24 protein-coding genes and 2 tRNA genes are annotated in these 20,887 nt (G+C 59.8%); 17 read left to right on the top strand and 9 right to left on the bottom strand.

Features of this window, described 5'->3' with window-relative positions; genetic code table 11:
• The first annotated feature begins 34 nt into the window (after positions 1-34).
• The 13 genes from FP2506_RS01850 to FP2506_RS01790 all read left to right on the top strand — a co-directional run bounded on the left by FP2506_RS01850 (position 35) and on the right by FP2506_RS01790 (position 11,554).
• Positions 35-952 carry an ABC transporter permease subunit gene (locus FP2506_RS01850; protein WP_007065663.1) on the top strand — a complete coding sequence of 306 codons (918 nt, stop codon included), beginning with the start codon at positions 35-37 and terminating at the stop codon, positions 950-952.
• A gap of 6 nt (positions 953-958) precedes the next feature.
• Positions 959-2,419: a high-affinity branched-chain amino acid ABC transporter permease LivM gene (gene livM, locus FP2506_RS01845; RefSeq protein WP_007065662.1), complete on the top strand. Its 1,461-nt coding sequence runs from the start codon at positions 959-961 to the stop codon at positions 2,417-2,419.
• Between the two features lie 14 nt (positions 2,420-2,433).
• On the top strand, positions 2,434-3,426 hold the full coding sequence (locus tag FP2506_RS01840) for an ABC transporter ATP-binding protein (RefSeq protein WP_007065661.1): 993 nt from the start codon (positions 2,434-2,436) through the stop codon (positions 3,424-3,426).
• Positions 3,423-4,175: an ABC transporter ATP-binding protein gene (locus FP2506_RS01835; protein ID WP_007065660.1), complete on the top strand. Its 753-nt coding sequence runs from the start codon at positions 3,423-3,425 to the stop codon at positions 4,173-4,175. The genes FP2506_RS01840 and FP2506_RS01835 overlap by 4 nt, the downstream gene beginning before the upstream one ends.
• A complete protein-coding gene (locus FP2506_RS01830; protein WP_007065659.1) occupies positions 4,175-4,522 on the top strand; it encodes a DUF6867 family protein in 348 nt (115 codons plus the stop codon). The genes FP2506_RS01835 and FP2506_RS01830 overlap by 1 nt, the downstream gene beginning before the upstream one ends.
• Before the next feature lie 166 nt (positions 4,523-4,688).
• Positions 4,689-5,912, top strand: coding sequence for a branched-chain amino acid ABC transporter substrate-binding protein (locus tag FP2506_RS01825; RefSeq protein WP_007065658.1), 1,224 nt, complete (start codon positions 4,689-4,691; stop codon positions 5,910-5,912).
• A gap of 188 nt (positions 5,913-6,100) precedes the next feature.
• Positions 6,101-6,961 (top strand): D-amino-acid transaminase, encoded by an 861-nt coding sequence (locus FP2506_RS01820; protein WP_007065657.1) that lies wholly within the window; start codon positions 6,101-6,103, stop codon positions 6,959-6,961.
• 86 nt (positions 6,962-7,047) lie between these two features.
• A complete protein-coding gene (locus tag FP2506_RS01815; protein ID WP_007065656.1) occupies positions 7,048-7,596 on the top strand; it encodes a biotin transporter BioY in 549 nt (182 codons plus the stop codon).
• A gap of 16 nt (positions 7,597-7,612) precedes the next feature.
• Complete coding sequence (locus tag FP2506_RS01810; RefSeq protein WP_007065655.1) at positions 7,613-8,287, top strand: energy-coupling factor ABC transporter ATP-binding protein; 675 nt, start codon at positions 7,613-7,615, stop codon at positions 8,285-8,287.
• Entirely contained in the window at positions 8,284-8,874 is a 591-nt protein-coding gene (locus tag FP2506_RS01805) for an energy-coupling factor transporter transmembrane component T family protein (RefSeq protein ID WP_007065654.1), read from the top strand. The genes FP2506_RS01810 and FP2506_RS01805 overlap by 4 nt, the downstream gene beginning before the upstream one ends.
• A 130-nt stretch (positions 8,875-9,004) precedes the next feature.
• Complete coding sequence (locus tag FP2506_RS01800; protein WP_148227438.1) at positions 9,005-10,003, top strand: ABC transporter substrate-binding protein; 999 nt, start codon at positions 9,005-9,007, stop codon at positions 10,001-10,003.
• The gene (locus tag FP2506_RS01795) at positions 9,993-10,799 is read left to right on the top strand and encodes an ABC transporter permease (protein WP_007065652.1); all 807 of its coding nucleotides are present in this window, start codon (positions 9,993-9,995) and stop codon (positions 10,797-10,799) included. Before FP2506_RS01800 ends, FP2506_RS01795 begins: the two co-directional genes overlap by 11 nt.
• Entirely contained in the window at positions 10,784-11,554 is a 771-nt protein-coding gene (locus FP2506_RS01790; RefSeq protein WP_007065651.1) for an ABC transporter ATP-binding protein, read from the top strand. The genes FP2506_RS01795 and FP2506_RS01790 overlap by 16 nt, the downstream gene beginning before the upstream one ends.
• 84 nt (positions 11,555-11,638) lie before the next feature.
• Here FP2506_RS01790 and FP2506_RS01785 read toward each other — a convergent pair whose 3' ends face one another.
• Positions 11,639-11,968, bottom strand: coding sequence for a DUF1236 domain-containing protein (locus FP2506_RS01785; protein WP_007065650.1), 330 nt, complete (start codon positions 11,966-11,968; stop codon positions 11,639-11,641).
• A gap of 211 nt (positions 11,969-12,179) precedes the next feature.
• Here FP2506_RS01785 and glpK point away from each other — a divergent pair, with 211 nt between their 5' ends.
• Together glpK and FP2506_RS19470 are read left to right on the top strand one after the other, a co-directional pair.
• On the top strand, positions 12,180-13,667 hold the full coding sequence (glpK, locus tag FP2506_RS01780; RefSeq protein ID WP_007065649.1) for a glycerol kinase GlpK: 1,488 nt from the start codon (positions 12,180-12,182) through the stop codon (positions 13,665-13,667).
• Between the two features lie 322 nt (positions 13,668-13,989).
• Positions 13,990-14,244 (top strand): ribosome modulation factor, encoded by a 255-nt coding sequence (locus FP2506_RS19470; protein ID WP_369407266.1) that lies wholly within the window; start codon positions 13,990-13,992, stop codon positions 14,242-14,244.
• A 13-nt stretch (positions 14,245-14,257) separates the two neighbouring features.
• Here FP2506_RS19470 and xth read toward each other — a convergent pair whose 3' ends face one another.
• Complete coding sequence (gene xth / locus FP2506_RS01770; RefSeq protein ID WP_007065647.1) at positions 14,258-15,061, bottom strand: exodeoxyribonuclease III; 804 nt, start codon at positions 15,059-15,061, stop codon at positions 14,258-14,260.
• 227 nt (positions 15,062-15,288) lie between these two features.
• Between xth and FP2506_RS01765 the strand changes: the two genes are divergently transcribed.
• A complete protein-coding gene (locus FP2506_RS01765; RefSeq protein WP_007065646.1) occupies positions 15,289-17,001 on the top strand; it encodes a hypothetical protein in 1,713 nt (570 codons plus the stop codon).
• A gap of 90 nt (positions 17,002-17,091) precedes the next feature.
• On the opposite strand, the gene FP2506_RS01760 is transcribed toward FP2506_RS01765, so the two are convergent.
• From FP2506_RS01760 to FP2506_RS01745, 4 genes are all read right to left on the bottom strand, one after another.
• The gene (locus FP2506_RS01760; RefSeq protein ID WP_007065645.1) at positions 17,092-17,556 is read right to left on the bottom strand and encodes a DUF411 domain-containing protein; all 465 of its coding nucleotides are present in this window, start codon (positions 17,554-17,556) and stop codon (positions 17,092-17,094) included.
• Between the two features lie 99 nt (positions 17,557-17,655).
• A tRNA-Arg gene (locus tag FP2506_RS01755) sits at positions 17,656-17,732 on the bottom strand.
• Between the two features lie 55 nt (positions 17,733-17,787).
• Positions 17,788-18,093, bottom strand: coding sequence for an ETC complex I subunit (locus FP2506_RS01750; RefSeq protein ID WP_007065644.1), 306 nt, complete (start codon positions 18,091-18,093; stop codon positions 17,788-17,790).
• 47 nt (positions 18,094-18,140) lie between these two features.
• A tRNA-Pro gene (locus tag FP2506_RS01745) sits at positions 18,141-18,217 on the bottom strand.
• Between the two features lie 180 nt (positions 18,218-18,397).
• Between FP2506_RS01745 and FP2506_RS18250 the strand changes: the two genes are divergently transcribed.
• Positions 18,398-19,195, top strand: coding sequence for an alpha/beta hydrolase (locus FP2506_RS18250; RefSeq protein ID WP_040489294.1), 798 nt, complete (start codon positions 18,398-18,400; stop codon positions 19,193-19,195).
• Positions 19,196-19,573: 378 nt separating this feature from the next.
• Here FP2506_RS18250 and yacG read toward each other — a convergent pair whose 3' ends face one another.
• Genes yacG through infA form a run of 3 tightly spaced genes read right to left on the bottom strand, consistent with a single transcriptional unit; the run spans position 19,574 to position 20,727 of the window.
• Positions 19,574-19,771 (bottom strand): DNA gyrase inhibitor YacG, encoded by a 198-nt coding sequence (gene yacG / locus FP2506_RS01735; RefSeq protein WP_007065642.1) that lies wholly within the window; start codon positions 19,769-19,771, stop codon positions 19,574-19,576.
• Positions 19,768-20,466: a Maf-like protein gene (locus tag FP2506_RS01730; RefSeq protein WP_007065641.1), complete on the bottom strand. Its 699-nt coding sequence runs from the start codon at positions 20,464-20,466 to the stop codon at positions 19,768-19,770. Before FP2506_RS01730 ends, yacG begins: the two co-directional genes overlap by 4 nt.
• Before the next feature lie 42 nt (positions 20,467-20,508).
• The gene (infA, locus tag FP2506_RS01725) at positions 20,509-20,727 is read right to left on the bottom strand and encodes a translation initiation factor IF-1 (protein ID WP_007065640.1); all 219 of its coding nucleotides are present in this window, start codon (positions 20,725-20,727) and stop codon (positions 20,509-20,511) included.
• Between the last annotated feature and the right edge of the window lie 160 nt (positions 20,728-20,887).

Genomic DNA, 20,887 nt, shown 5'->3' with positions numbered 1-20,887 from the left:
GAACTTAAAGCACGCTGTAACAAGACGGGCGCGAATGGAATATTTTCTGCAGCAGCTGATCAACGGGATCACGCTGGGATCGATCTACGGGCTGATAGCCATTGGATACACAATGGTTTACGGCATCATCGGCATGATCAACTTCGCCCATGGCGAGATCTTCATGATCGGCGCGTTCATCGCGCTGACCACTTTCCTGGCGCTCGCAGCGCTCGGCATCACCTTCCTGCCGCTTGTCCTTCTCATCATCCTCGCGGTGGCGATGTTCTTTACCGCGGTCTGGGGATGGACGATCGAGCGCGTCGCATATCGACCCCTGCGCGGTTCATTTCGCCTCGCTCCGCTGATCACCGCGATCGGCATGTCGATCTTCCTGCAGAATTTCGTCCAGGTCACGCAAGGCGCACGGGTCAAGCCACTACCGCCGCAGATCCAGGGTGGTATCACGCTCATGGACGGGCCGGGCGGCATCGTCGTCCAGCTTTCCTTCATGCAGATCATCATCATCGTCACCACGATCGTGCTGATGACGGCTTTCTCGCTGCTGATCGGCAAGACTTCGCTCGGCCGCCAGCAGCGCGCTTGCGAGCAGGATCGCAAGATGGCTGCCCTCCTCGGGGTGAACGTTGACCGCACGATCTCGCTCACCTTTGTCATGGGCGCCTCGCTCGCCGCCGTCGCAGGACTGATGTACCTTCTCTATTACGGCGTTATCGACTTCTACATCGGCTTCATCGCCGGCGTGAAAGCCTTCACCGCGGCCGTTCTCGGTGGCATCGGTTCCCTGCCCGGCGCGATGCTCGGCGGGCTCGCGATCGGTCTTATCGAGACATTCTGGTCGGGCTACTTCTCGGTGGAATACAAGGACGTTGCCGCCTTCTCGATCCTTGCGATTGTGTTGATCTTCCTGCCCTCCGGCCTGCTCGGCCGTCCGGAAGTCGAGAAGGTCTGAGGCATCATGGAAACGACCAATCAACCCACCGCCTCGAACCGGCCCGAGGGCGCGGAACTTGAAAGCGAGGCCCGCCGCGACGCCATGCAAGGCGAGCCGCCCTTCACCGAGGCGCCTCCCGAGGACTCGCGCTTCGTGCGCTCTTTGAAGGAAGCCGGCATCACCGCCGCGCTCGTCGGCGCGCTCACAGTCTTCTTCTTCATCTTCCGAACCGATATCGGCAGCGGCGGCCTCGACCTGACGCTCCGCCCCGAACTCTGGCTCGTCTGGATGGGAATCGCCTTCGGAGCGCGGTTCCTTCTGTCCTACTTCATCTTTCGTGCCGAAGAGCCGATTACGCGTTACTTCAAGCGCCCATCCGCCTCCCGCCGGAAACCGCTGCCGATCGGCAAGATCTTCGGCGTAGCGATGTTGATCGTCGCGATTTTCCTACCGGTGCTGCTCGACACCTTTCTGCCGCGCCAGAACCGCTACCTCCTCGACCTGTCGATCCTGATCCTCACCTATGTCATGCTCGGCTGGGGCCTCAACATCGTCGTGGGCCTCGCGGGTCTCCTCGACCTCGGTTACGTCGCGTTTTATGCTGTCGGTGCTTATTCGTTCGCGCTGCTCTCAACGAATTTCGACCTCGGTTTCTGGGTCTGCCTGCCGATGGCGGGTCTCTTCGCTGCGCTTTGGGGCATCATGCTCGGCTTTCCGGTCTTGAGGCTGCGGGGCGACTATCTCGCCATCGTGACGCTCGCTTTCGGCGAGATCATCCGCGTCGTTCTCTTGAATTGGTACGAGTTCACGGGCGGTCCGAATGGTCTCTTGGGCATTCCCAAACCGACCCTGTTCGGCCTCGAATTTTCTCGTGGCGACGATGGCTTTGCAGCCTATTTCGGCATCGACTACGACCCGATCCAGCGCTTCGTCTTCCTCTATTATATCATCCTTGCACTGGCGCTGCTGACCAACTTCGTAACCATGCGCATGAGGAAACTCCCCGTCGGACGCGCCTGGGAAGCCCTCCGCGAGGACGAGATCGCCTGCCGGGCACTCGGGATCAACACGGTCAACGTCAAGCTCTCAGCCTTCGCGACCGGCGCTATGTTCGGCGGGTTCGCGGGCTCATTCTTCGCCACCCGCCAGGGCTTCATCTCTCCTGAGAGCTTCACCTTCATTGAGTCGGCGATCATCCTCGCCATCGTCGTTCTCGGCGGTCTCGGCTCGCAACTCGGCGTCGTGATCGCCTCGGTGGTGATGATCGGCGGCATCGAACTCCTGCGCAATCTCACGGTGCTCGAGGCGGTATTCGGCGCCGGATTCGATCCGACCCAGTACCGTATGCTGATCTTCGGTCTGGCGATGGTCGCCATCATGGTCTGGAAGCCGAGAGGCCTGATATCGACCCGCATTCCATCGGTGTTTTATAAGGAAAAGAAAAAGATCGGCGCCGATCTCGTCAGTCAGGGTGAGGGTCATTGATTATGTCCAGCACCATGCATGACACCAACGATACACCCGCAGCCCATGCCCGCTGGACCGAAGATCCGGTCCTGACGGTTGAGCATCTCACCATGCGCTTCGGGGGGCTCGTCGCGATCGACGACCTTTCCTTCAGCGTTGGCCGCGGCGACATCACAGCGCTTATCGGGCCGAACGGGGCCGGCAAGACGACCGTCTTCAACTGCGTGACCGGCTTCTACAAGCCGACCGAAGGCCGAATTGTCCTAAGGCGTGGCAAGAAGCCGACCGACGCCTCGATTGCGGATCTGACGAAGACCGGACAGCAGTACAGCCGCGAAGGCGAGAACGGCATCTATCTTCTTGAGCGGATGAACGATTTCCGCATCACAGCGACAGCCGGGGTTGCACGCACCTTTCAGAACATACGCCTGTTCGGTGGCATGACGGTGCTGGAGAACCTGCTCGTCGCCCAACACAACCACCTGATGCGCGCCTCGGGCTTTTCCATCGCCGGTCTCCTCGGCCTTCCGAACTGGCGGCGTGAGGCAAAACGCGCCAAGGACAAGGCCGTAGCCTGGCTCGACCGAATCTCGCTCCTTGACCGCGCCGACGATCCGGCAGCCGATCTTTCCTATGGCGATCAGCGCAGGCTGGAGATCGCGCGGGCCATGTGTACCGATCCACGGCTTCTGTGCCTGGACGAGCCAGCCGCCGGCCTCAATCCGCGTGAGTCAGCCGAGCTGAATGATCTCCTGCGTTCCATTCGTGATCGGGACGGTGTCTCCGTGCTCCTTATCGAACACGACATGGGCGTCGTGATGGAAATCTCCGACCACATTGTGGTGCTCGACTACGGCAAGAAGATCGCCGACGGCGACTCCCGCGCGGTGCGCGACGATCCGAAGGTGATCGCCGCCTATCTCGGCGTTGATGACGAAGAAGTCTACGAAGTGGAGGAGGACTTGCATCGCGATGATCCGCAAGCTGCCTCCATGAAGACCATGTCCGAGGGAGATCAGGCATGAGCGCGGTGATCGACGACTACGAAAATCGCGAACTCCTCCTGTCGATCCGCGGCGTCGAGACCTTCTACGGCAAGATCCAAGCCCTGCGCGGTGTCGACGTCGACGTCTATCGCGGTGAGATCGTCACGCTGATTGGCGCGAACGGGGCCGGCAAATCGACATTGATGATGACGATCTGCGGCTCGCCCCAGGCGCGAAGCGGCCAGATCGTCTATCGCGGCGACGATATCACCAAACTGCCGACGCACGACATCATGTCGCGGTCGATCGCCCAATCGCCCGAGGGCCGACGCATCTTCTCGCGCATGACGGTGATGGAAAACCTGCAGATGGGCGCGATCCTGGAAGATCCGAAAGACTTCCAATCTGGTCTCGACAAGGTTTTCGAACTCTTTCCCCGCCTCAAGGAGCGCCGCAATCAGCGCGGCGGCACGCTTTCCGGCGGCGAACAGCAAATGCTCGCGATCGGCCGCGCCCTGATGAGCCGGCCGAAGCTTCTTTTGCTGGACGAGCCCTCGCTTGGCCTCGCCCCTTTGATCGTGAAGCAGATCTTCGCCGCTATCGGGGAGCTCAATCGGACCGAAGGCCTTACCGTTTTCCTTGTCGAGCAGAACGCCTTCCACGCCCTGCGTCTCGCCCATCGCGGCTATGTCATGGTCAACGGCTCGATCACCATGAGCGGAACCGGCAAGGAACTCCTGTCGCGTGAAGAGGTGCGCAGCGCCTATCTCGAAGGGGGTGCCCACTGATGGACGCAACAATGGGTCTCCTTTGGGAAGTCTCGATCTGGGAGTTCATCTTCGTCACCGTGATACTCGGAGGCGCTGCGTCCTATGCAATCGGACGCTCGACGGCGCTCGGGTGGAATGGCTGGGGATTGATGGCCTTCTACGTCTTCCTTCTTAACATCGCGCTACGCTTCATTCACTTCAGTCTGTTCGACGGCACGTTCTACCTGCCGCTCGATAGTTTCGGCACGGCTCTCTACTACGGCATCATCGACTATATCGTGCTGTTCGCCATCGCGGCGGCTGGCCGTGCCTACGTCCGAAATCGCCAGATGGCACGGCAATATGGGTTTCTGCGAGCCGGTTAAGCATACGAAAACCCTGAAGAATCGCCTCTTGATTCATCAAGGTCGAAAAAACCGTCGAAACGACTAGCCAAAGGTCATTCGACCGTTTTTAATCCGCTTCAGGCATGGGCACCCATGACTGATCAAACCCCCGCAAGGGGCAAAACCAAACGACCAGGGAGCATTCATGAAAAAGGCACTTCTAGCTGGCGCGGCACTCGGTCTCGTCTTCTCAGGCGCGGCCAAGGCAGACATCACCATCGGTGTCGCCGGCCCCATGACAGGCCAGTATGCGAGCTTCGGCGAGCAACTGCGCGTCGGCGCCGAACAGGCTGTCGCCGACATCAACGAAGCCGGCGGCGTCAACGGCGAAATGCTGCAGCTCTCAATCGGCGATGATGCCTGCGATCCGAAGCAGGCGGTCGCTGTCGCGAACAACTTCGCGTCCGAAGGCGTCCCGTTCGTTGCGGGCCATTTCTGCTCGGGTTCCTCAATCCCAGCTTCCCAGGTCTATGCCGACGAGCAGATCATCGAGATCACCCCGGCCTCGACCAATCCGGACTTCACCGACCAGCGACCGGGCGAGGGTATCTTCCGCGTCTGCGGCCGAGATGACCAGCAGGGTGAAGTAGCCGGGAACTATATCGCCGAGAACTTCCCGGATGCCAATGTCGCGATCCTGAACGACAAGACCGCCTACGGTAAGGGCCTCGCCGACCAGACTCAGAAGTTCTACGAGGAAGCCGGCAAGACGCCCGCTCTCGTCGAAGCCTATACGGCCGGTGAGAAGGACTATACCTCGCTCGTCACCAAGATGAAGCAGGCTGGCATCGATCTCGTTTACATCGGTGGCTATCACACCGAGGCCGGCCTGATGGCGCGTCAGATGCGCGAACAGGGCATGGACACGGTAATCATGTCCGGCGACGCTCTCGTTACTGACGAATACTGGGCAATCACCGGCGATGCCGGCCAGGGCACCCTGATGACGTTCTCGCCGGATCCGCGCGGCAACCCTGCCGCTCAGCCAGTCGTCGAGAAGCTCGAAGCCGAGGGCAAGACCACCGAAGGCTACGTGCTCTACACCTACGCCGCGATCCAGGCTTGGGCTGACGCTGCCAACGAAGCCGGCTCGACCGACTTCGACCCGGTTGTCGAAGCGCTCAACGATGGCGAATTCTCGACCGTGATTGGGGATCTGTCCTTCGACGACAAGGGCGACGTGACCCTGCCGGGCTACGTCATGTACGAGTGGGACAGCGGCGAATACGCCCAGATGGACTCGGCGATGGGCGGCGGCGAAGCCGAAGCGACCGAAGCCTCCGCTTCCGGAGAGGCGACGGAGTCTGAAGGCTCGATGGAAGCCGAAGGATCTATGGAAGGCGAGACCGAAGAGGCTCCCGCCAACTAATTCGGCCGCGTCTGGTCGACACGCGATCACGAGATCGAGGACCCCGGCGTTCACGCGCCGGGGTCTTTTCGTGCGTGCTCTGTGGCAGGACGCCGGTCGTCGTCCCGAACGCCCTGCCCCCGCTTCAGATTTCATGTCCAATGTTCTAGATCGTGTGAACGCATCAACCGGCCAGTGAAAGACCGCTCATGTCCCGCATCGTCTACGTCAATGGCTCCTACGTGCCTGAATCAGAAGCCAAGATCTCCGTATTCGATCGCGGTTTTCTCTTTGCCGATGGCGTCTACGAGGTGACGGCGGTGCTGTCAGGCAAACTCGTCGATTTTGCCGGACACATGAAGCGCCTGCGCCGTTCGCTATCGGAACTCGCTCTACCGTCCCCCGGAAGCGACGAGATGATTCTCGCTATCCACCGTGAGCTTCTGTCCCGCAACGGGATCGAGGAGGGTCTCGTCTATATGCAGATCAGCCGCGGGGCCGCCGATCGCGACTTCGCCTTCCCACCAGAAAACACCGAACCGAGCCTAGTCCTCTTCACGCAGGCAAAGACCCTCCGCGAAACCCCGGCCTCGAAAACAGGCATCACCGTCGCGACGGTTCCCGACCAGCGCTGGCGCCGCTGCGACATCAAGACGGTCCAGCTTCTCTATCCCTCGATGGCCAAAATGGACGCCAAATCCAGAGGCGCTGACGATGCATGGATGGTCGACGGGGATGGTTTCGTGACTGAAGGCACTTCGAACAATGCCTACATCGTCAAGCAGGACGGCACCGTCGTCACCCGGCACCTCTCCAACGATATTCTGCATGGCATTACTCGCGCCACTGTGGTCGGACTCGCCGAACAGGAGGGCCGCGCCATGGAGATACGCCCCTTCAGCGTCGCGGAAGCAAGAGAGGCCGACGAAGCCTTCGTTACCTCCGCCTCTTCCTTCGTCATGCCGGTCGTATCGATCGACGGCACTAAGATCGGCTCCGGGTCCCCAGGTCCCTTCGCCCGTCGGCTTCGCGAACGCTACATTGCCCATGCGGAAGAAACGGCGCTCTGATCGATCTCTCGCGCTGCGTTGCGAAAAGCGGACCGCTCGGCTACTGACCTTCGCATCTTTGGCGCGGGTTCGGGGCCGGCAACGTAATGATTACACGCGACATCGTTCTGATTGCTCTCTTCGCTGCCTTGATGGCTGTTCTCGGCGCATTTCCGCCGCTCGCTGTTCCGCTTATCCCTGTACCTATCACCGCACAGTCGCTCGGTCCGATGCTCGCGGGCGGGATCCTGGGTGCGCGGCGCGGGGCGCTTTCGATGGCTTTGTTTCTCTTGCTGGTGGCAATTGGCCTTCCGCTTCTCTCTGGGGGACGCGGCGGGCTTGCAGTGTTCGCCGGGCCGACCGTCGGCTATCTCTTCGGCTGGATCGCGGCAGCCTATGTCATCGGCTGGCTCACCGAGCGCAAGTGGATGCGGCTCGGCTTTCCGCTCGCCTTCTTCAACTGCCTCGTCGGCGGCATTCTGGTGATCTACGCGATCGGCGTTCCGGTAACTACCTACGTTGCCGGAATTCCGCTTTGGACCTCGCTCGCCGGCTCGGCCCCATTCATCCCTGGCGATGTCGTCAAGGCCGTAATCGCTGCGCTGGTGATCGTAACGCTGAAGCGTACCTATCCCCTGGTAGAAGCCCGCAGCTGACGATCGTCGGCAAGCCATGATCCGTCTCGACGGCGTTTGCGTGCGGCGAAGCGAGACGCTCATTCTAGACCGTCTGAACCTCGAACTCGATGAGCGCCGAATCGGCGTCATCGGCGCGAACGGGTCGGGCAAGAGCACATTCGCACGGCTTTTGAACGGGCTCATTCTACCAAGCGCGGGAACGGTGACAGTCGACGGGCTTGATACGAAGGCGAAAACGAAAGAGGTGCGGCGGCGCGTCGGCTTCGTCTTTCAGAACCCCGACAACCAGATCGTCTATCCGACGGTCGGCGAAGATATCGCCTTCGGTCTCACGGCACGGAAATGGTCGAAAGCGGATATCCGGGCCCGCCTTGATCACATTTTCCAACGGTATGATCTAAGTGGCCTTGAGGATCGCCTAGTCCACGAACTGTCCGGCGGCGAGCGGCAGATGGTCGCCTTTGCCGGGGTCATGGCTCTGGAACCGGAATGGATCGTCCTCGATGAACCAACGACGCTTCTTGATCGACGAAACACCAATCGCGTGATGCGGACGATCGCCGAAGTTTCACAGAACATCGTCTTCGTCACACACGATCTCGATCGCCTCACTGGTTTTGATCGAGTGCTCGTCTTTGAAACCGGCCGCCTCGCGTTCGACGGACCACCGGCCAAAGCGATCCCCTTCTACATGAATCTTACGACATGATCGCCGGTCTCTACAGGCCGGGTAAGAGCTTTCTTCACCGCATGAAGGCGGGCGCGAAGATTCTAGCGCTTCTCGCTTTCGGGACCTTGCTGCTTTCGGTTGCCTCTATCACCCTCTCGACTGCGGGTCTGGTCACAGTGCTCTTCGGCTATGCGCTCGCCGGATTTTCCGGATCGATGATCCTGCGACAGATCCGCCCGGTTGTGCTCATTCTCCTCGCTCTCTTTGCGGCTCAGCTTTGGCTGGTCGGCCTTGATGCGGCGCTGCTTTTTCTCACGCGCTTTTCGGCGCTCATCCTCGCTGCAGCACTGGTCACACTCACAACGCGCACGACCGATCTCGTATCAGCGATCGAGAAAGCATTGCGGCCGTTCGCGTGGCTCGGCGTCAACGTGGAGAAGGTGAGCCTGGCAATTTCTCTCACCATCCGGTTCATTCCGCTGGTCTCGCAGGTGGTCGTCGAGGTGCGCGAGGCGCAGGCTGCCCGAGGTGGACGCCATTCCATCATCGCACTTGCTGTGCCAATCATCGTCCGGCTTTTGAAATCAGCGGATGCGATCGCCGAGGCGATCGACGCGCGGTCGTGATCGAGCTCGCATCGGGACCGGGAAAAAGTCCCCTTATCCCAAAGTCGTGACCGCGCTCCATAACGGGAGAAATCGGATTTCTGTAAGATTGCAGAAAAGACCATTCGACGATTTCGGGAGGATCGGCGATATGAAATTCCTCATTGCGCCGCTTGCTCTGGCAGCCGCACTCTTCGCGAGTGCCCCTGCTCTAGCTCAAGCCGACGGCGGCGGACCAGAGACCGTGCGTGTCGGCGTCCTCAAGTTTGGGACCGTCAACTGGGAACTCGATGCGATGACGCGAGAAGGGCTCGACGAAGCGAACGGCGTCGAGGTTGAAATCGTGCCTTTCGCCGGTGAGCAGGCTTCGAACGTCGCGCTGCAGGCCGGCGAAGTCGACATGATCGTATCCGACTGGCTCTGGGTCTCGCGTCAGCGCGCCTCCGGCGCGGACTACACCTTCGCCCCCTACTCCACGGCTGTAGGCTCGCTGATGATACCCGGTGACAGCGACATAGCCGACCTGGGCGATCTTACAGGCAGGACGATCGGCATCGCCGGTGGTCCGCTCGACAAGAACTGGTTGCTGATCCAGGCACTCGCCGAGCGTGACTTCGACGTGGATCTTGCGGCTGAGAACGAGATCGCCTTCGGCGCTCCTCCGCTGCTTGCCGAAAAGGCGCGAACAGGGGAACTCGATGCTGTTCTCAACTTCTGGCACTATGCCGCGCGGCTGGAGGCGGAAGGCTTCAGGACGCTGATTTCCGGAACGGACGCAGCGATCGCGATGGGGACGGAAGGTCCCGTTGCCTCCATCGGCTGGGTCTTCCGCGAGTACTTCGCTGACGAGCATCCAGCCGCTATCGATGGTTTCCTTATGGCCGACCGAGCCACAAAGGATCTGCTCGCCACTTCCGACGAGGCTTGGGTGCCACTTCGTGGCATGATGCAGCCGGAGAACGATGCGGCGTACAAAACCCTGATAGAGCGCTACCGTGAGGGCATACCCGCGCGCAGTGCAGCCGATGAAGTGAAGGATACCGAAACGCTCTACGCTCTTCTCTACGAGATCGGCGGCGAAAAGCTCGTCGGCCCGAGCGAGTCACTGGTCGAAGGCACCTATTACGCTGGTCTCGGCGATGGCGATTGACGCTGGAGGGACGGCCAACGAGGAAGGCACAAATCGGCGTGCTACGCGCTCCCTGACGCCGAAGGCGGTGACTGCGCTCTCCCTCCTCGGCCTCCTGGTGATCTGGTGGGTGGTTGCCGTCATCGCTGACAGCCGCGTTCTGCCCACCCCCCCTGCCGTCTTCGACGCTTTCTGGCGTGATGCGGCGACCGGCGAACTCTGGTTTCATCTCGCCATGACGCTGATGCGAGTGTTCTTCGCTTTCGTCGCCGCGATGGTGATCGGCTCGGCTATCGGGATCGCCCTCGGCATCAGCCGAGAGGCAAATCGCTTCTTCGATCCATGGTTGATCCTCTTTCTCAATATCCCGGCGCTCGTCGTCATCGTGCTCGCCTATATCTGGTTCGGCCTCAACGAAGTGGCCGCCATCGGCGCGATCGCGGTCAACAAGATTCCCAACGTCGTCGTGACAATGCGTGAAGGGGCGCGAGCTCTCGACCGCGACCTAACAGAAATGGCGGAAGTCTATCGCTTCGGTGCGATGAAGCGTCTGCGACATGTCGTTCTTCCGCAACTCCAACCCTATTTTGCTGCAGCTTCGCGCTCCGGCCTCGCTCTGATCTGGAAGATCGCGCTCGTCGTCGAACTTCTAGGCCGTTCCGACGGCGTAGGGTTTCAGATCAATCTCTACTTCCAGCTTTTCGACGTCGCCGGCATCCTCGCCTACACGCTGGCGTTCGTTGCAGTCATGCTCCTGATCGAACTTCTGATCGTTCAGCCACTGGAGGCACATGCGACCCGGTGGCGCCGAACTTGAGGCACGAGACGAACATTACCGCACCGACGAATGCCTCCCGCCCGCTTCGGGTATCCATCACGGGTAAGACCTTTGAGGGCGCCGACGGGGTTTTGGTACACGCCATTGAAGACATCGCATTTGAGGCACCGGCGGGGTCGTTCACCACGCTCATCGGCCCATCTGGTTGCGGCAAGACGACAGCCTTGCGCATCGTGCTTGGGCTAGACCGACATTTCGAGGGCGGGGTGTCGCGGCCTGATCCGGACGGCAGGATCGCCGCCGTATTTCAAGAACCTCGGCTTCTGCCCTGGCGTACCGTGGAGCAGAATATTCGTCTCGCACTTTCCGCCGCGGTGGAGGGCGAAAATCTCGACGATCTCTTCGCAATCGTCGGTCTCTCGGAGATGCGCGGCCGGTTTCCCACCGAACTCTCTCTTGGCCTTGCGCGCCGCGTCGCTCTCGCTCGCGCCTTCGCCATCCGCCCCAGCCTTCTGCTCCTCGACGAGCCTTTCGTTTCCCTCGACGAGATGACTGCCACGCGCCTGCGCCGCCTCCTTATCGAGGTATGGTCCGCCCGTCGAACGACCGCGCTGATGGTCACTCACAATTTGCGGGAAGCTGTGCATTTATCCGACCGCATCATCTTCCTGACTGAACGCCCATCGACGGTGCGCGGGGTTCACGTAATCGATCAGCCAAGAAACGAACGAGATGCCGAATGGCGCGAAGCCGAGACCCGACGCATCGCGGACAAGTTTTCTGGAGTGCTCTGAACGACTGTAAGCCGTCGATGGATTCTCGGGGCGATCAGCGCAAAAAAGGGCCCGCGGAGGGCCCTTTGCTTTGCCTGTTGCAAGTCAGTTTATGATCTGAACGATCGATCGGTTTTCATCGACGAGAACCGTCTGTCCGTCAACCACAGTATACTGGTACGTGGGCGGAGCCACACCCTCCGGAAGCTTGTACAGTGGCACCGGTTCCGGCAGCGCTGTCCCGACAGAGATCGTCACGCCCTCGGGTGCAGCGACAGACTCGACGGACTGGTCGACGACATAGGTTCTAATCTCCTCGACCTGGGGCTGCTCAACCACCGTGGTCTCCGTTACGGTCGTCGTCGTCGACGTCTGTGCCAAAGCCGGACCCGCCACGAAGGCAGAAGCGAGCATTGCAACGATAAGACGTTTCATAGGATCATCATCCTGTCTGTTTACGATGAGACAAGAATACGCAACGGGCAGATACGTTCCGGACGGCCGATCACGAATTGTCATTTGTAGACAGACAGATGGCGCCCGGTCGCCCCTCCATCGGTCCATCAATATCGGCGCGCGCCCTTGCGCATCGCGTCGATCGCCGTAATGGCTGTTTGCACTGGATCAAGTTGGAGGAGGAACCAGTATGTCCGGCTATGTACTCGCGATCGATCAGGGCACAACCTCATCCCGGGCGATCGTCTTCGACGACCACTTTCGTGTGGTCGGCGTCGGCCAGCAGGAATTTGCGCAGTATTTTCCTCGTTCAGGTTGGGTCGAACACGATCCGGAGGATATCTGGCATTCAGTTGTCGAGACTGTCCGCACCGCTTTGAGCGACGCCTCTCTATCGGCCTCAGACATCGCCGGAATTGGTATAACGAACCAGCGCGAGACGGTGCTGACCTGGGATCGCGCGACAGGCAAGCCTATCCACAATGCCATCGTCTGGCAGGATCGTCGAACTGCAGATATCTGCCGAAGCCTCCAGAACGACGGCGCAGAAGAGCTGATCACTCAAAAGACGGGGCTCCTGATCGACCCCTATTTCTCCGGGACCAAGATCGCCTGGATGCTCGACCACGTGAATGGTGCGCGCGAGAAAGCTGAGGCCGGCGATCTCGCCTTCGGCACTATCGACACCTTCCTCCTCTGGCGACTCACTGGCGGCAGGATACATGCGACGGATACGACCAATGCCTGCCGTACCCAGCTTTTCGACATCTCAGCCAACACCTGGGACGACGATCTTCTAAAGCTTCTACGCGTGCCGCGCGCGATGCTTCCTGAAGTGAAGGACTGCGACGGAGACTTCGGCGTGACCGATGCCTCGCTCTTCGGCGCAGCCATCCCAATCCGTGGGATCGCCGGCGATCAGCATGCCGCTACACTCGGCCAAGCCTGCTTCGAGCCAGGCATGTTGAAGAGCACTTACGGGACGGGCTGCTTCGCAGTTCTCAACACCGGTTCGGAACGCGTGCCCTCGACGAGTAGACTGCTCACAACAATCGCTTACCGGCTCTCCGGCCACACCACCTACGCACTCGAAGGCTCGATCTTCGTCGCCGGCGCGGCTGTTCAATGGCTGCGCGACGGCCTGGGCGTGGTTGACCGCGCCGAACAGACCGGCTCGATGGCGGATGAAGCGGACGACAACCAGGATGTAATTATGGTTCCCGCTTTTACGGGGCTCGGCGCCCCCTGGTGGAACGCAGAAGCCCGCGGGGCGATCTACGGGCTTACGCGCAAGTCCGGTCCGAAAGAGATCGCCCGCGCTGCGCTGGAGGCCACCTGCTTTCAGACAGCCGATCTCCTGCGGGCTATGAAGCAGGATTTTTCAGGTGCGAAGGACACGGTTCTGCGTGTCGACGGTGGCATGGTCGCCAGCGACTGGACGATGCAGCGCCTTGCCGATCTTCTGGATGCGCCGGTCGATCGACCCATCGTTCTCGAGACCACCGCCCTCGGCGCCGCGTGGATTGCCGGACACTCGGCCGGCGTTTGGCCGGACCGGCACGGATTTACCGAACGGTGGCGGCTGGAACGCAGGTTCGAGCCGCAAATGGCAGCCGTCGAGCGGGGACGGCGGCTGGCCCTTTGGGAGAACGCGATCAGACGCACCCTGGCTGCGTGAGTGCGCGAAGGCGCTGGTCCGCCGCTCGGGATATGCCAACACAACCTTTTCGAAGTCGGCCAAAGTCGTCGTCGAATGGCTCGGCGCGGTTTTCGGACATACCCAGAGGAACGGCGGCAAACCCCGGGAAGCGCTTTGTCAATTGAGTGACTCTGTCTGGCGACCAACAATGACTCGCATTTCCACAAATTTTCGCGTTCATTAGTATTTGAGCAACCGCATTTGACGAAAATCGTCGGTGCGGCTGCCTTGGTCGAGCGGTTGCGGAAAGCGGCGGCTGCTTCGGCTCGTCGTCCTGTTGTTCGAGTACGGTGTCATCAACATGCGCGACGAAATACAGACGAGACAGGCTAGGACGCCTGCAAACACGGCTGGACAGCCCACTCTCGCGGAAGCGATTGACAGGGCGAAGGCCGAACGCGTCTTTCATCAGGCCGGGCGAGCCGCATTCAAGACCGGAAAAAATGAAGGCGCCTGCCCCTATCCGGGTTCGTCCACGCGGGCCCAGCTTTGGCTTCTCGGCTTCACCGAAGCCCGCGACGCCGAAGCGGCCAAACTGTCCAATCGGTGGCGTTAGAGTTTCGCAGGCATCAGAGCGCGAAACTCGCAGTCACCGGCACATGGTCCGACGGGCGTTCCCATCCGCGCGCATCGGTCAGCACGTTCACGTCCGAGAGTCTCGCGGCGAGATCGGCTGATCCCCAAACATGGTCGAGCCGCCGTCCGCGATTGGAGGCCGCCCAGTCCTTGGCGCGGTAGCTCCACCAGGTAAAGAGCTTTTCTTCCATCGGAACATGACGTCTCATGAGATCGGTCCAGCCTCCCTCCGACATCGCCGTAAGTAGGCCGCTCGTCTCCACCGGCGTGTGGGAAACGATCTTCAGCATCTGTTTATGCGACCAGACATCGCTCTCGTAGGGCGCGATATTGAGATCTCCGCAAAGGAGAGCAGAGACACCCGCCTCCCCTTCGGCTCGCATCTTCCTCATTTCCTCAATGAATTGCAGCTTGTGTCCGAACTTCGGATTTACCTCTGCATCCGGCTCGTCGCCACCGGCGGGAACGTATAGATTGTGGACCCGGATCGCTCGGTCTGCGACCTTGAGTTTTACCGAAAGATGGCGAGCATCGCCTACCTCGCAGAAATCCTGGCGCACGACGTCTTCGAACGGGAGTTTCGAGAGCACGGCAACCCCATGATAACCCTTCTGCCCGTGTAGAGCGACGTGATCGTAGCCGAGCCCTTCGAAGGCCGCATGGGGGAACTGCTCGTTCGTGCACTTCGTCTCCTGCAGGCATAGGACGTCGGGCTGTTCCATTTTGAGAAACTTCACAACGCTTTCGGCGCGCAAGCGCACGGAGTTGATATTCCAGGTGGTAAGCGAAAAGGTCATTGCGACATTGCTTCTTGGAGAAGGAATCGGACAGCTAGCGGTGGTTTCCCCGATTAGCAGTCATGTCGATTGTGGCAAGCGGTCTGGGTGAAAGCTGCACGCAAACCAGTCGGAACGGTCGATCTTTGCCTTTGGCCGCCGTCCGATTCTACCTTCGGTAACGGTTCCCTAACGGCGACCTCGCATGCTGGGTCTCGTCCGTTTCCGTCCCGAGACAATTTCAGCCGATGTCCGATATCACCAGCCAGCCCGAGCGCCTCACCGGATCTCGGTTGGGCTTCACCCTGCCGACGCTCCTTCTTGGCCTCGCAACGGCCCTTCTCTTTACGCTTCTCACGTTTCCCATCACGGTGCCGATCGGTCCGTTCTATTGGGATACATTCATCTATTTCGATGCTGCAAATCGACTTCACGACGGCCAGATGCCCTCAGTCGATTTCTTTGCTCCGGCCGGTCCGCTTGGCTACTGGCTTTTTGCCTTTCTAAACGGAATTTTCAAGCAAGCTCAGCCGGCGCTGCTCGCCCAGTACATGATACTTCTCATTGCCGCTCCCCTCCTGGCGGCGGTCCTTGCTGATGTTGACCAACGCTCACGCACCGCCGCGCTCGCGCTACTTCTGCCGTTTCTTCTGTTCGTCGCCCTGCCGATCAACGGCACCCCCTATTCGTCCTATCCGGGCATCGACGGCTTCGGTTACTATAACCGCCAGTCTATTCACCTCCTCTATGTGCTGACTGCGGCCCTTCTCTTTGCGACCAACCGAACCGTTATCGTTGCGGTTTTGATCGGTACGATGACGGCGCTCTTCCTGACAAAAATCACCGGCTTCGTCTCGGGCGGGCTTCTCTGCGCTTTCGCAGTCCTTGCCGGCCGTGTTCGAATCAGCGAGGGTTTTGTCATCCTCGCGGGCTTCGCGGTTCTCCTTCTCGGCCTTGAACTCGCGACCGGCGTGACGTCGGCTTATGTCGCCGACCTGACGACGCTCGCAATCATGAACGACGGCGTGCTCCTTCAGCGCTTTCTGCAGGCGGGATCCCTCCATTTCGGCATCTGTGCCTCGGCCGCTCTTCTGTGCCTCGCGTTGTTTTACGCCGAGCGAAAGGATTTGCTTGCGGGAATGCGCGACCTCGTTCGCGAAACGAGCCTTGCGCGCCTCAATGCGCTCTGCGATCGCGGCCCGATCTGGCTAGGCATCGCGCTTTTTGCCGGTCTCTTTTTCGAGACTCAGAACACAGGGAGCCAACCCTTCGTATTCATCTGGCCAGTAGTCCTAGCAATCATCGTTGATATCAGGCGGCAGAAGGGCAAAATTCGCCTCATCTGCTTGACGCTTGCGGCCGCGACGACGCTGCCGAGTGCGGTCTCGACCATCCATAATGCTGCGCGCGCCGCCGTCGGTCAGCTGCAATATGTCTCGATGGACCTGCCTTACATGAAGACGCTCGACCAAGTGAGCCAGCGGCAGGAAATCGTCGAACGCTCGGCCACCGTTCTCGATCTGTACAAGCGGTATCCAGACACTTTCCAAGGCTACGCGGACAGGAAGCTTCTGCCGAGCTTCACCTTCTACACCGAACAGGACACCCAGCTCACTTGGCTGCGCGCAGTCTCCGAAGGCGTTGCCGCGATCAAAGCCTACGAAACGGCGAATGATGTGCGCTTTGAGACAATTTTCAGCCTCAACTTCACCAACCCGTTTCCCTATCTGATGGATCGCAGCGCACCAAAAGGCTTACCGATCGGCGCTGATCCCACCCGCACGGTTCCGGAACCGAGCGACGCGGTTCTCGCCGAGCTCGAAGCGACAGATCTCGTACTTTATCCGAAATGCCCGGTCACCAGCGCCAACGACGAGCTCTACGCCTTCTATGAACCGGTCCTCTCCGTACGCCAGCGCATCGCGATCTCACCTTGTTGGGACGGTCTGATCAAAGAATAGGCGAAACGGAAACGGCTACCGTCGTGCAACGACCGACGGTGCAGCGCAGCAACTCAACTGCAGAGCAGCTCGCTGCGAGCGGGCTCAGGATCAGCGTGGATAGCGCGCGAAGACTTCGCTCGACCCGTTTTCCTTGACGAGCAGCACTTCGTACGGCGTGTCACCGGATCCCATACCCGGTGCATCCGCCGGCATACCTGGTACCGAGAGACCGATGGCATCGGGTTTCTCGGTCAAGAGACGCTTTATCTCCGCGGCTGGAACATGACCCTCGATCGCATAACCATCGATCAGGCCGGTGTGGCAGGAGGCGTGCTTGGGCGTCAAACCTGCTGCCTCTTTCTGCGCGTTGAGGTCAGCCATGCCGAGATGCTCAACCTCGACGGTGAAACCAGCATCCTCAACATGCCGCACCCAGGCGGCACAGCACCCACAGGTGGGCGAGGAGTATACTTTCATGGCCTCGCCGGCATGTGCCAAAAACGTTGCCGAAATGAGGGCGAGCGTACCGATCCCGATTATCGCACCTAGTCTCGACCTTAGCCGCATGGTCATGGGTTCACTCCGTGTTTGCCGACTGGCGTCGGCAGACAAACTATTCGAGCTCGATCGAAACGTCATATTAACAGTATTTCAGAAAGGCCGGCGCAGAAATGGCGATCCCACCAGGATTCGAACCTGGGACCTACGGCTTAGAAGGCCGTTGCTCTATCCAGCTGAGCTATGGGACCGTTTGCACAATGATAGATCGTCGACGCGGAATATCACGCGGCCAAGATCGACCTATCAATGCGTCCAGGGTTGCCGCCTGTCGTACTTGAAATTGTCGGCATAGGCGACGCGGACCCGCTTGGTTTCCTTTGGTTCCTCGACACGATAGGGGATGTCGTTGCGTTCAGCGTATTCAACCGCCTGTTCGCGTGTTTCGAAAGACAAGCGCAACTGGCTCAGCATATCCCCAGACGAGGTGTATCCCATGAGGGGATCGATCCGCTTCGGCTCCTGCGGCTCGTAGATCAGCAGCCATTCCTGCGTCTTGGCCTTGCCCGACTGCATGGCGGTGCGCGTCGGTTTGTAGATCCTCGCGACCATAGCAATCCTCTCGCAAATCGACCGGGCGCTTTCGAAAAGACGAGGCATGGTCGGAGCGGCAGGATTCGAACCTGCGACCCTCTGGTCCCAAACCAGATGCGCTACCAGGCTGCGCTACGCTCCGAGACTGCTCGCTCTCGCGACCATCTATCTCGCCAGGGATGTGCAGGGGCGGACCTCGAAAGTCAAGGCTACTCTGGGCGCCGAATGGACGTGCTCGCAGAACAATTCGAAAGGGCTTCCTTTGACACCGGGCGGGATCTTCTTAAGACCCTCGCAGCACGGAATGCCAAGGAGAAACGCGATGCAGGACGGCGAACGGGACTTCGGCCACAAAGTCGTTGTCGGAGCGAACGAAGATGCACGGCAGATCGCCTACCGGACGCTTCCCGGAAAGGAACCGACCATCGTCTGGCTCGGCGGTTATCGGTCCGATATGCGTGGAACGAAAGCCGAATATCTCCTCGAAGCCGCGGAGCGCGAGAAACGAGCCTTCCTCCGTCTGGATTATTCCGGCCACGGGGAGTCGGGCGGTCGGTTCGAGGACGGAACGATCTCACGCTGGACCGAGGAGGCACAGGCTGCGATCGAAGCCGCAGGCGCCAAATCCGTGCTTCTCGTTGGCTCCTCGATGGGAGCTTGGATCGCGCTGAAACTCGTCGCTCGTGCGAGATTCGGGAAGACCGGCTTTTCCGTCTCAGGGCTTCTGCTCCTCGCACCTGCCCCGGATTTCACGGAGCGGCTGATGCGGCCGAGGTTGAGCGAGATCCAGCTTCAGAGCATCGCGACGAAGGGACGTCTCGAGGAGCCTTCGAGCTACAGTGCGAAGCCTAACATCTACACCAAGGCGCTTTTCGATGACGGCGCGGCCAATCTGGTCATGGATGCACCAATCGAGACCGGCTGTCCGGTTGCGATCATTCAGGGAATGGAAGATCCCGACGTGCCCTATGATCACGCACTTGCGCTGATGAGCTGCCTGTCCGCTGACGATGCGACCTTGACGCTCGTCAAAGACGGCGACCACCGACTGTCCCGGCCTAGTGATCTTGAGATGATCGCGCGAGTGCTACAGAGCCTTTTTGAGCGGGTACGTCTCTAAGAACAGATCGAGCGCCCGTTCCAAATGCTGCAGTGCGGTTCGAGGCGCAAATCACTTATCATCGCTTCTATATCACTGTGTATTATTAGGCGCGACGTCAATTAAATTGCCCATTCTTGCCTGATCGATGCGAAATATTGATTTTTTCTGAGAGACTTAATGGTATCCGGCCCGGCTTTCCGGTAGTGTTCAATTTGGGACGCTCCTCTCGCCGGAAGGATACGAGCGTGAGTTTCGATGATGACAGAGAACTGGTCGAACTCGTCAGCGCAGCGCTGAAATCGCTTTCGGTCGCTCCTTCAAATAGCGCTCCGGTCGATTTCGACACGGTCAAACGGGAGGAAGCTTCCATTGCCAGGATGGTAGCGAGCCTCTCGGCTAGCTCTCCTCCTCATCATTCCCGGCCGAGACGGACGGATCTGGAATAACATAGCTCCCGGCAAGCCATCGATTGAGATCAACCGCCTTGCACCGTTCCGAGCAAAACGGAAAATGCTCTCGTGAGGATTCGCGGTTGCATTCCGGGCATTTACGCTTGCGGCGCAGAGGTGTCACCTTCGAGATCGTTTCGGTCATGAGGTTAGGGGCACAGCTTCCCTGTCACGATCTGGTGCAGTCGCGTCCTCATCGACTGGCGTCAGCTTAGGCCCTTCATTCACGTCATCCTCGAGCTGAAGACCTGTACGCGAATCGATGTCATACCCCTCGCCGGCGAGAAGATTCACCGTTTCGTAAAGCGGCAGTCCGACCACATTGGTATACGAGCCGATCAGTCTCACCACAAAGGCACCCGCCCGCCCCTGAATCGCGTAGCCTCCAGCCTTGCCGCGCCATTCGCCCGATCGCAGATAGCGGTCGATATCCTCGCGGGAGAGGCGCTTGAAGCGCACCCGGGTCTCGATGAGGCGCTGTCGCAGCGAACCGCGGGGCGTGATGAGGCTGACGCCAGTATAGACTCTGTGAGCACGTCCCGAGAGTATGCGCAGACAGGCCTGGGCGTCTTCCCAAAGCTCGGTCTTCGGCATTATATCGCGCCCCACACAAACCACAGTATCGGCGGCAAGCACATAAGGGTTTGCGTAGTTCAGTTCGGCTACGCGCTTCGACGTTGCTTCCGCTTTCTCTCGAGACAACCGCTTTGCAAGAGAGCGAGGATGTTCGCTTCGTGTCGGGGTCTCATCAAGATCGGCGGGCATCATCACGTCGGGTTCGATCCCGGCTTGCTGAAGCAATCCGAGACGGCGAGGCGAGGCTGAGGCGAGTATCAGCATAAAGAATCTTCGCTGCTGGACGTCAATCGGCGTCGGGTGGCATCACTTGAAGCGGTAAGTAATACGGCCCTTGGTAAGATCGTATGGGGTCATCTCGACGAGGACCTTGTCACCGGTAAGCACGCGGATACGATTCTTGCGCATTCGGCCGGCGGTGTGAGCGATGATTTCGTGCTCATTCTCGAGCTTGACGCGAAAAGTCGCGTTCGGCAGCAGTTCCACGACCTCGCCGGGAAATTCGAGGACTTCTTCCTTGGCCATCCGTATTCCTTGTCAGCCGTCCCCTTGTTTGAGGACATGATCAAATTGAAACGGGCCGCACGGGGGCGGCCCTCACCGCATCGCTCACTCGGCCTCAAAGGCGGTGCGAACAGAACTTACTGCGGCGTTTCTCCCTAAATCGTAAGAATCACGGGAAAAA

Origin of the sequence: Fulvimarina pelagi HTCC2506, from assembly GCF_000153705.1 — a bacterium.
GTDB lineage: Bacteria > Pseudomonadota > Alphaproteobacteria > Rhizobiales > Rhizobiaceae > Fulvimarina > Fulvimarina pelagi.
This window is presented reverse-complemented; position numbering and strand designations above follow the sequence as displayed.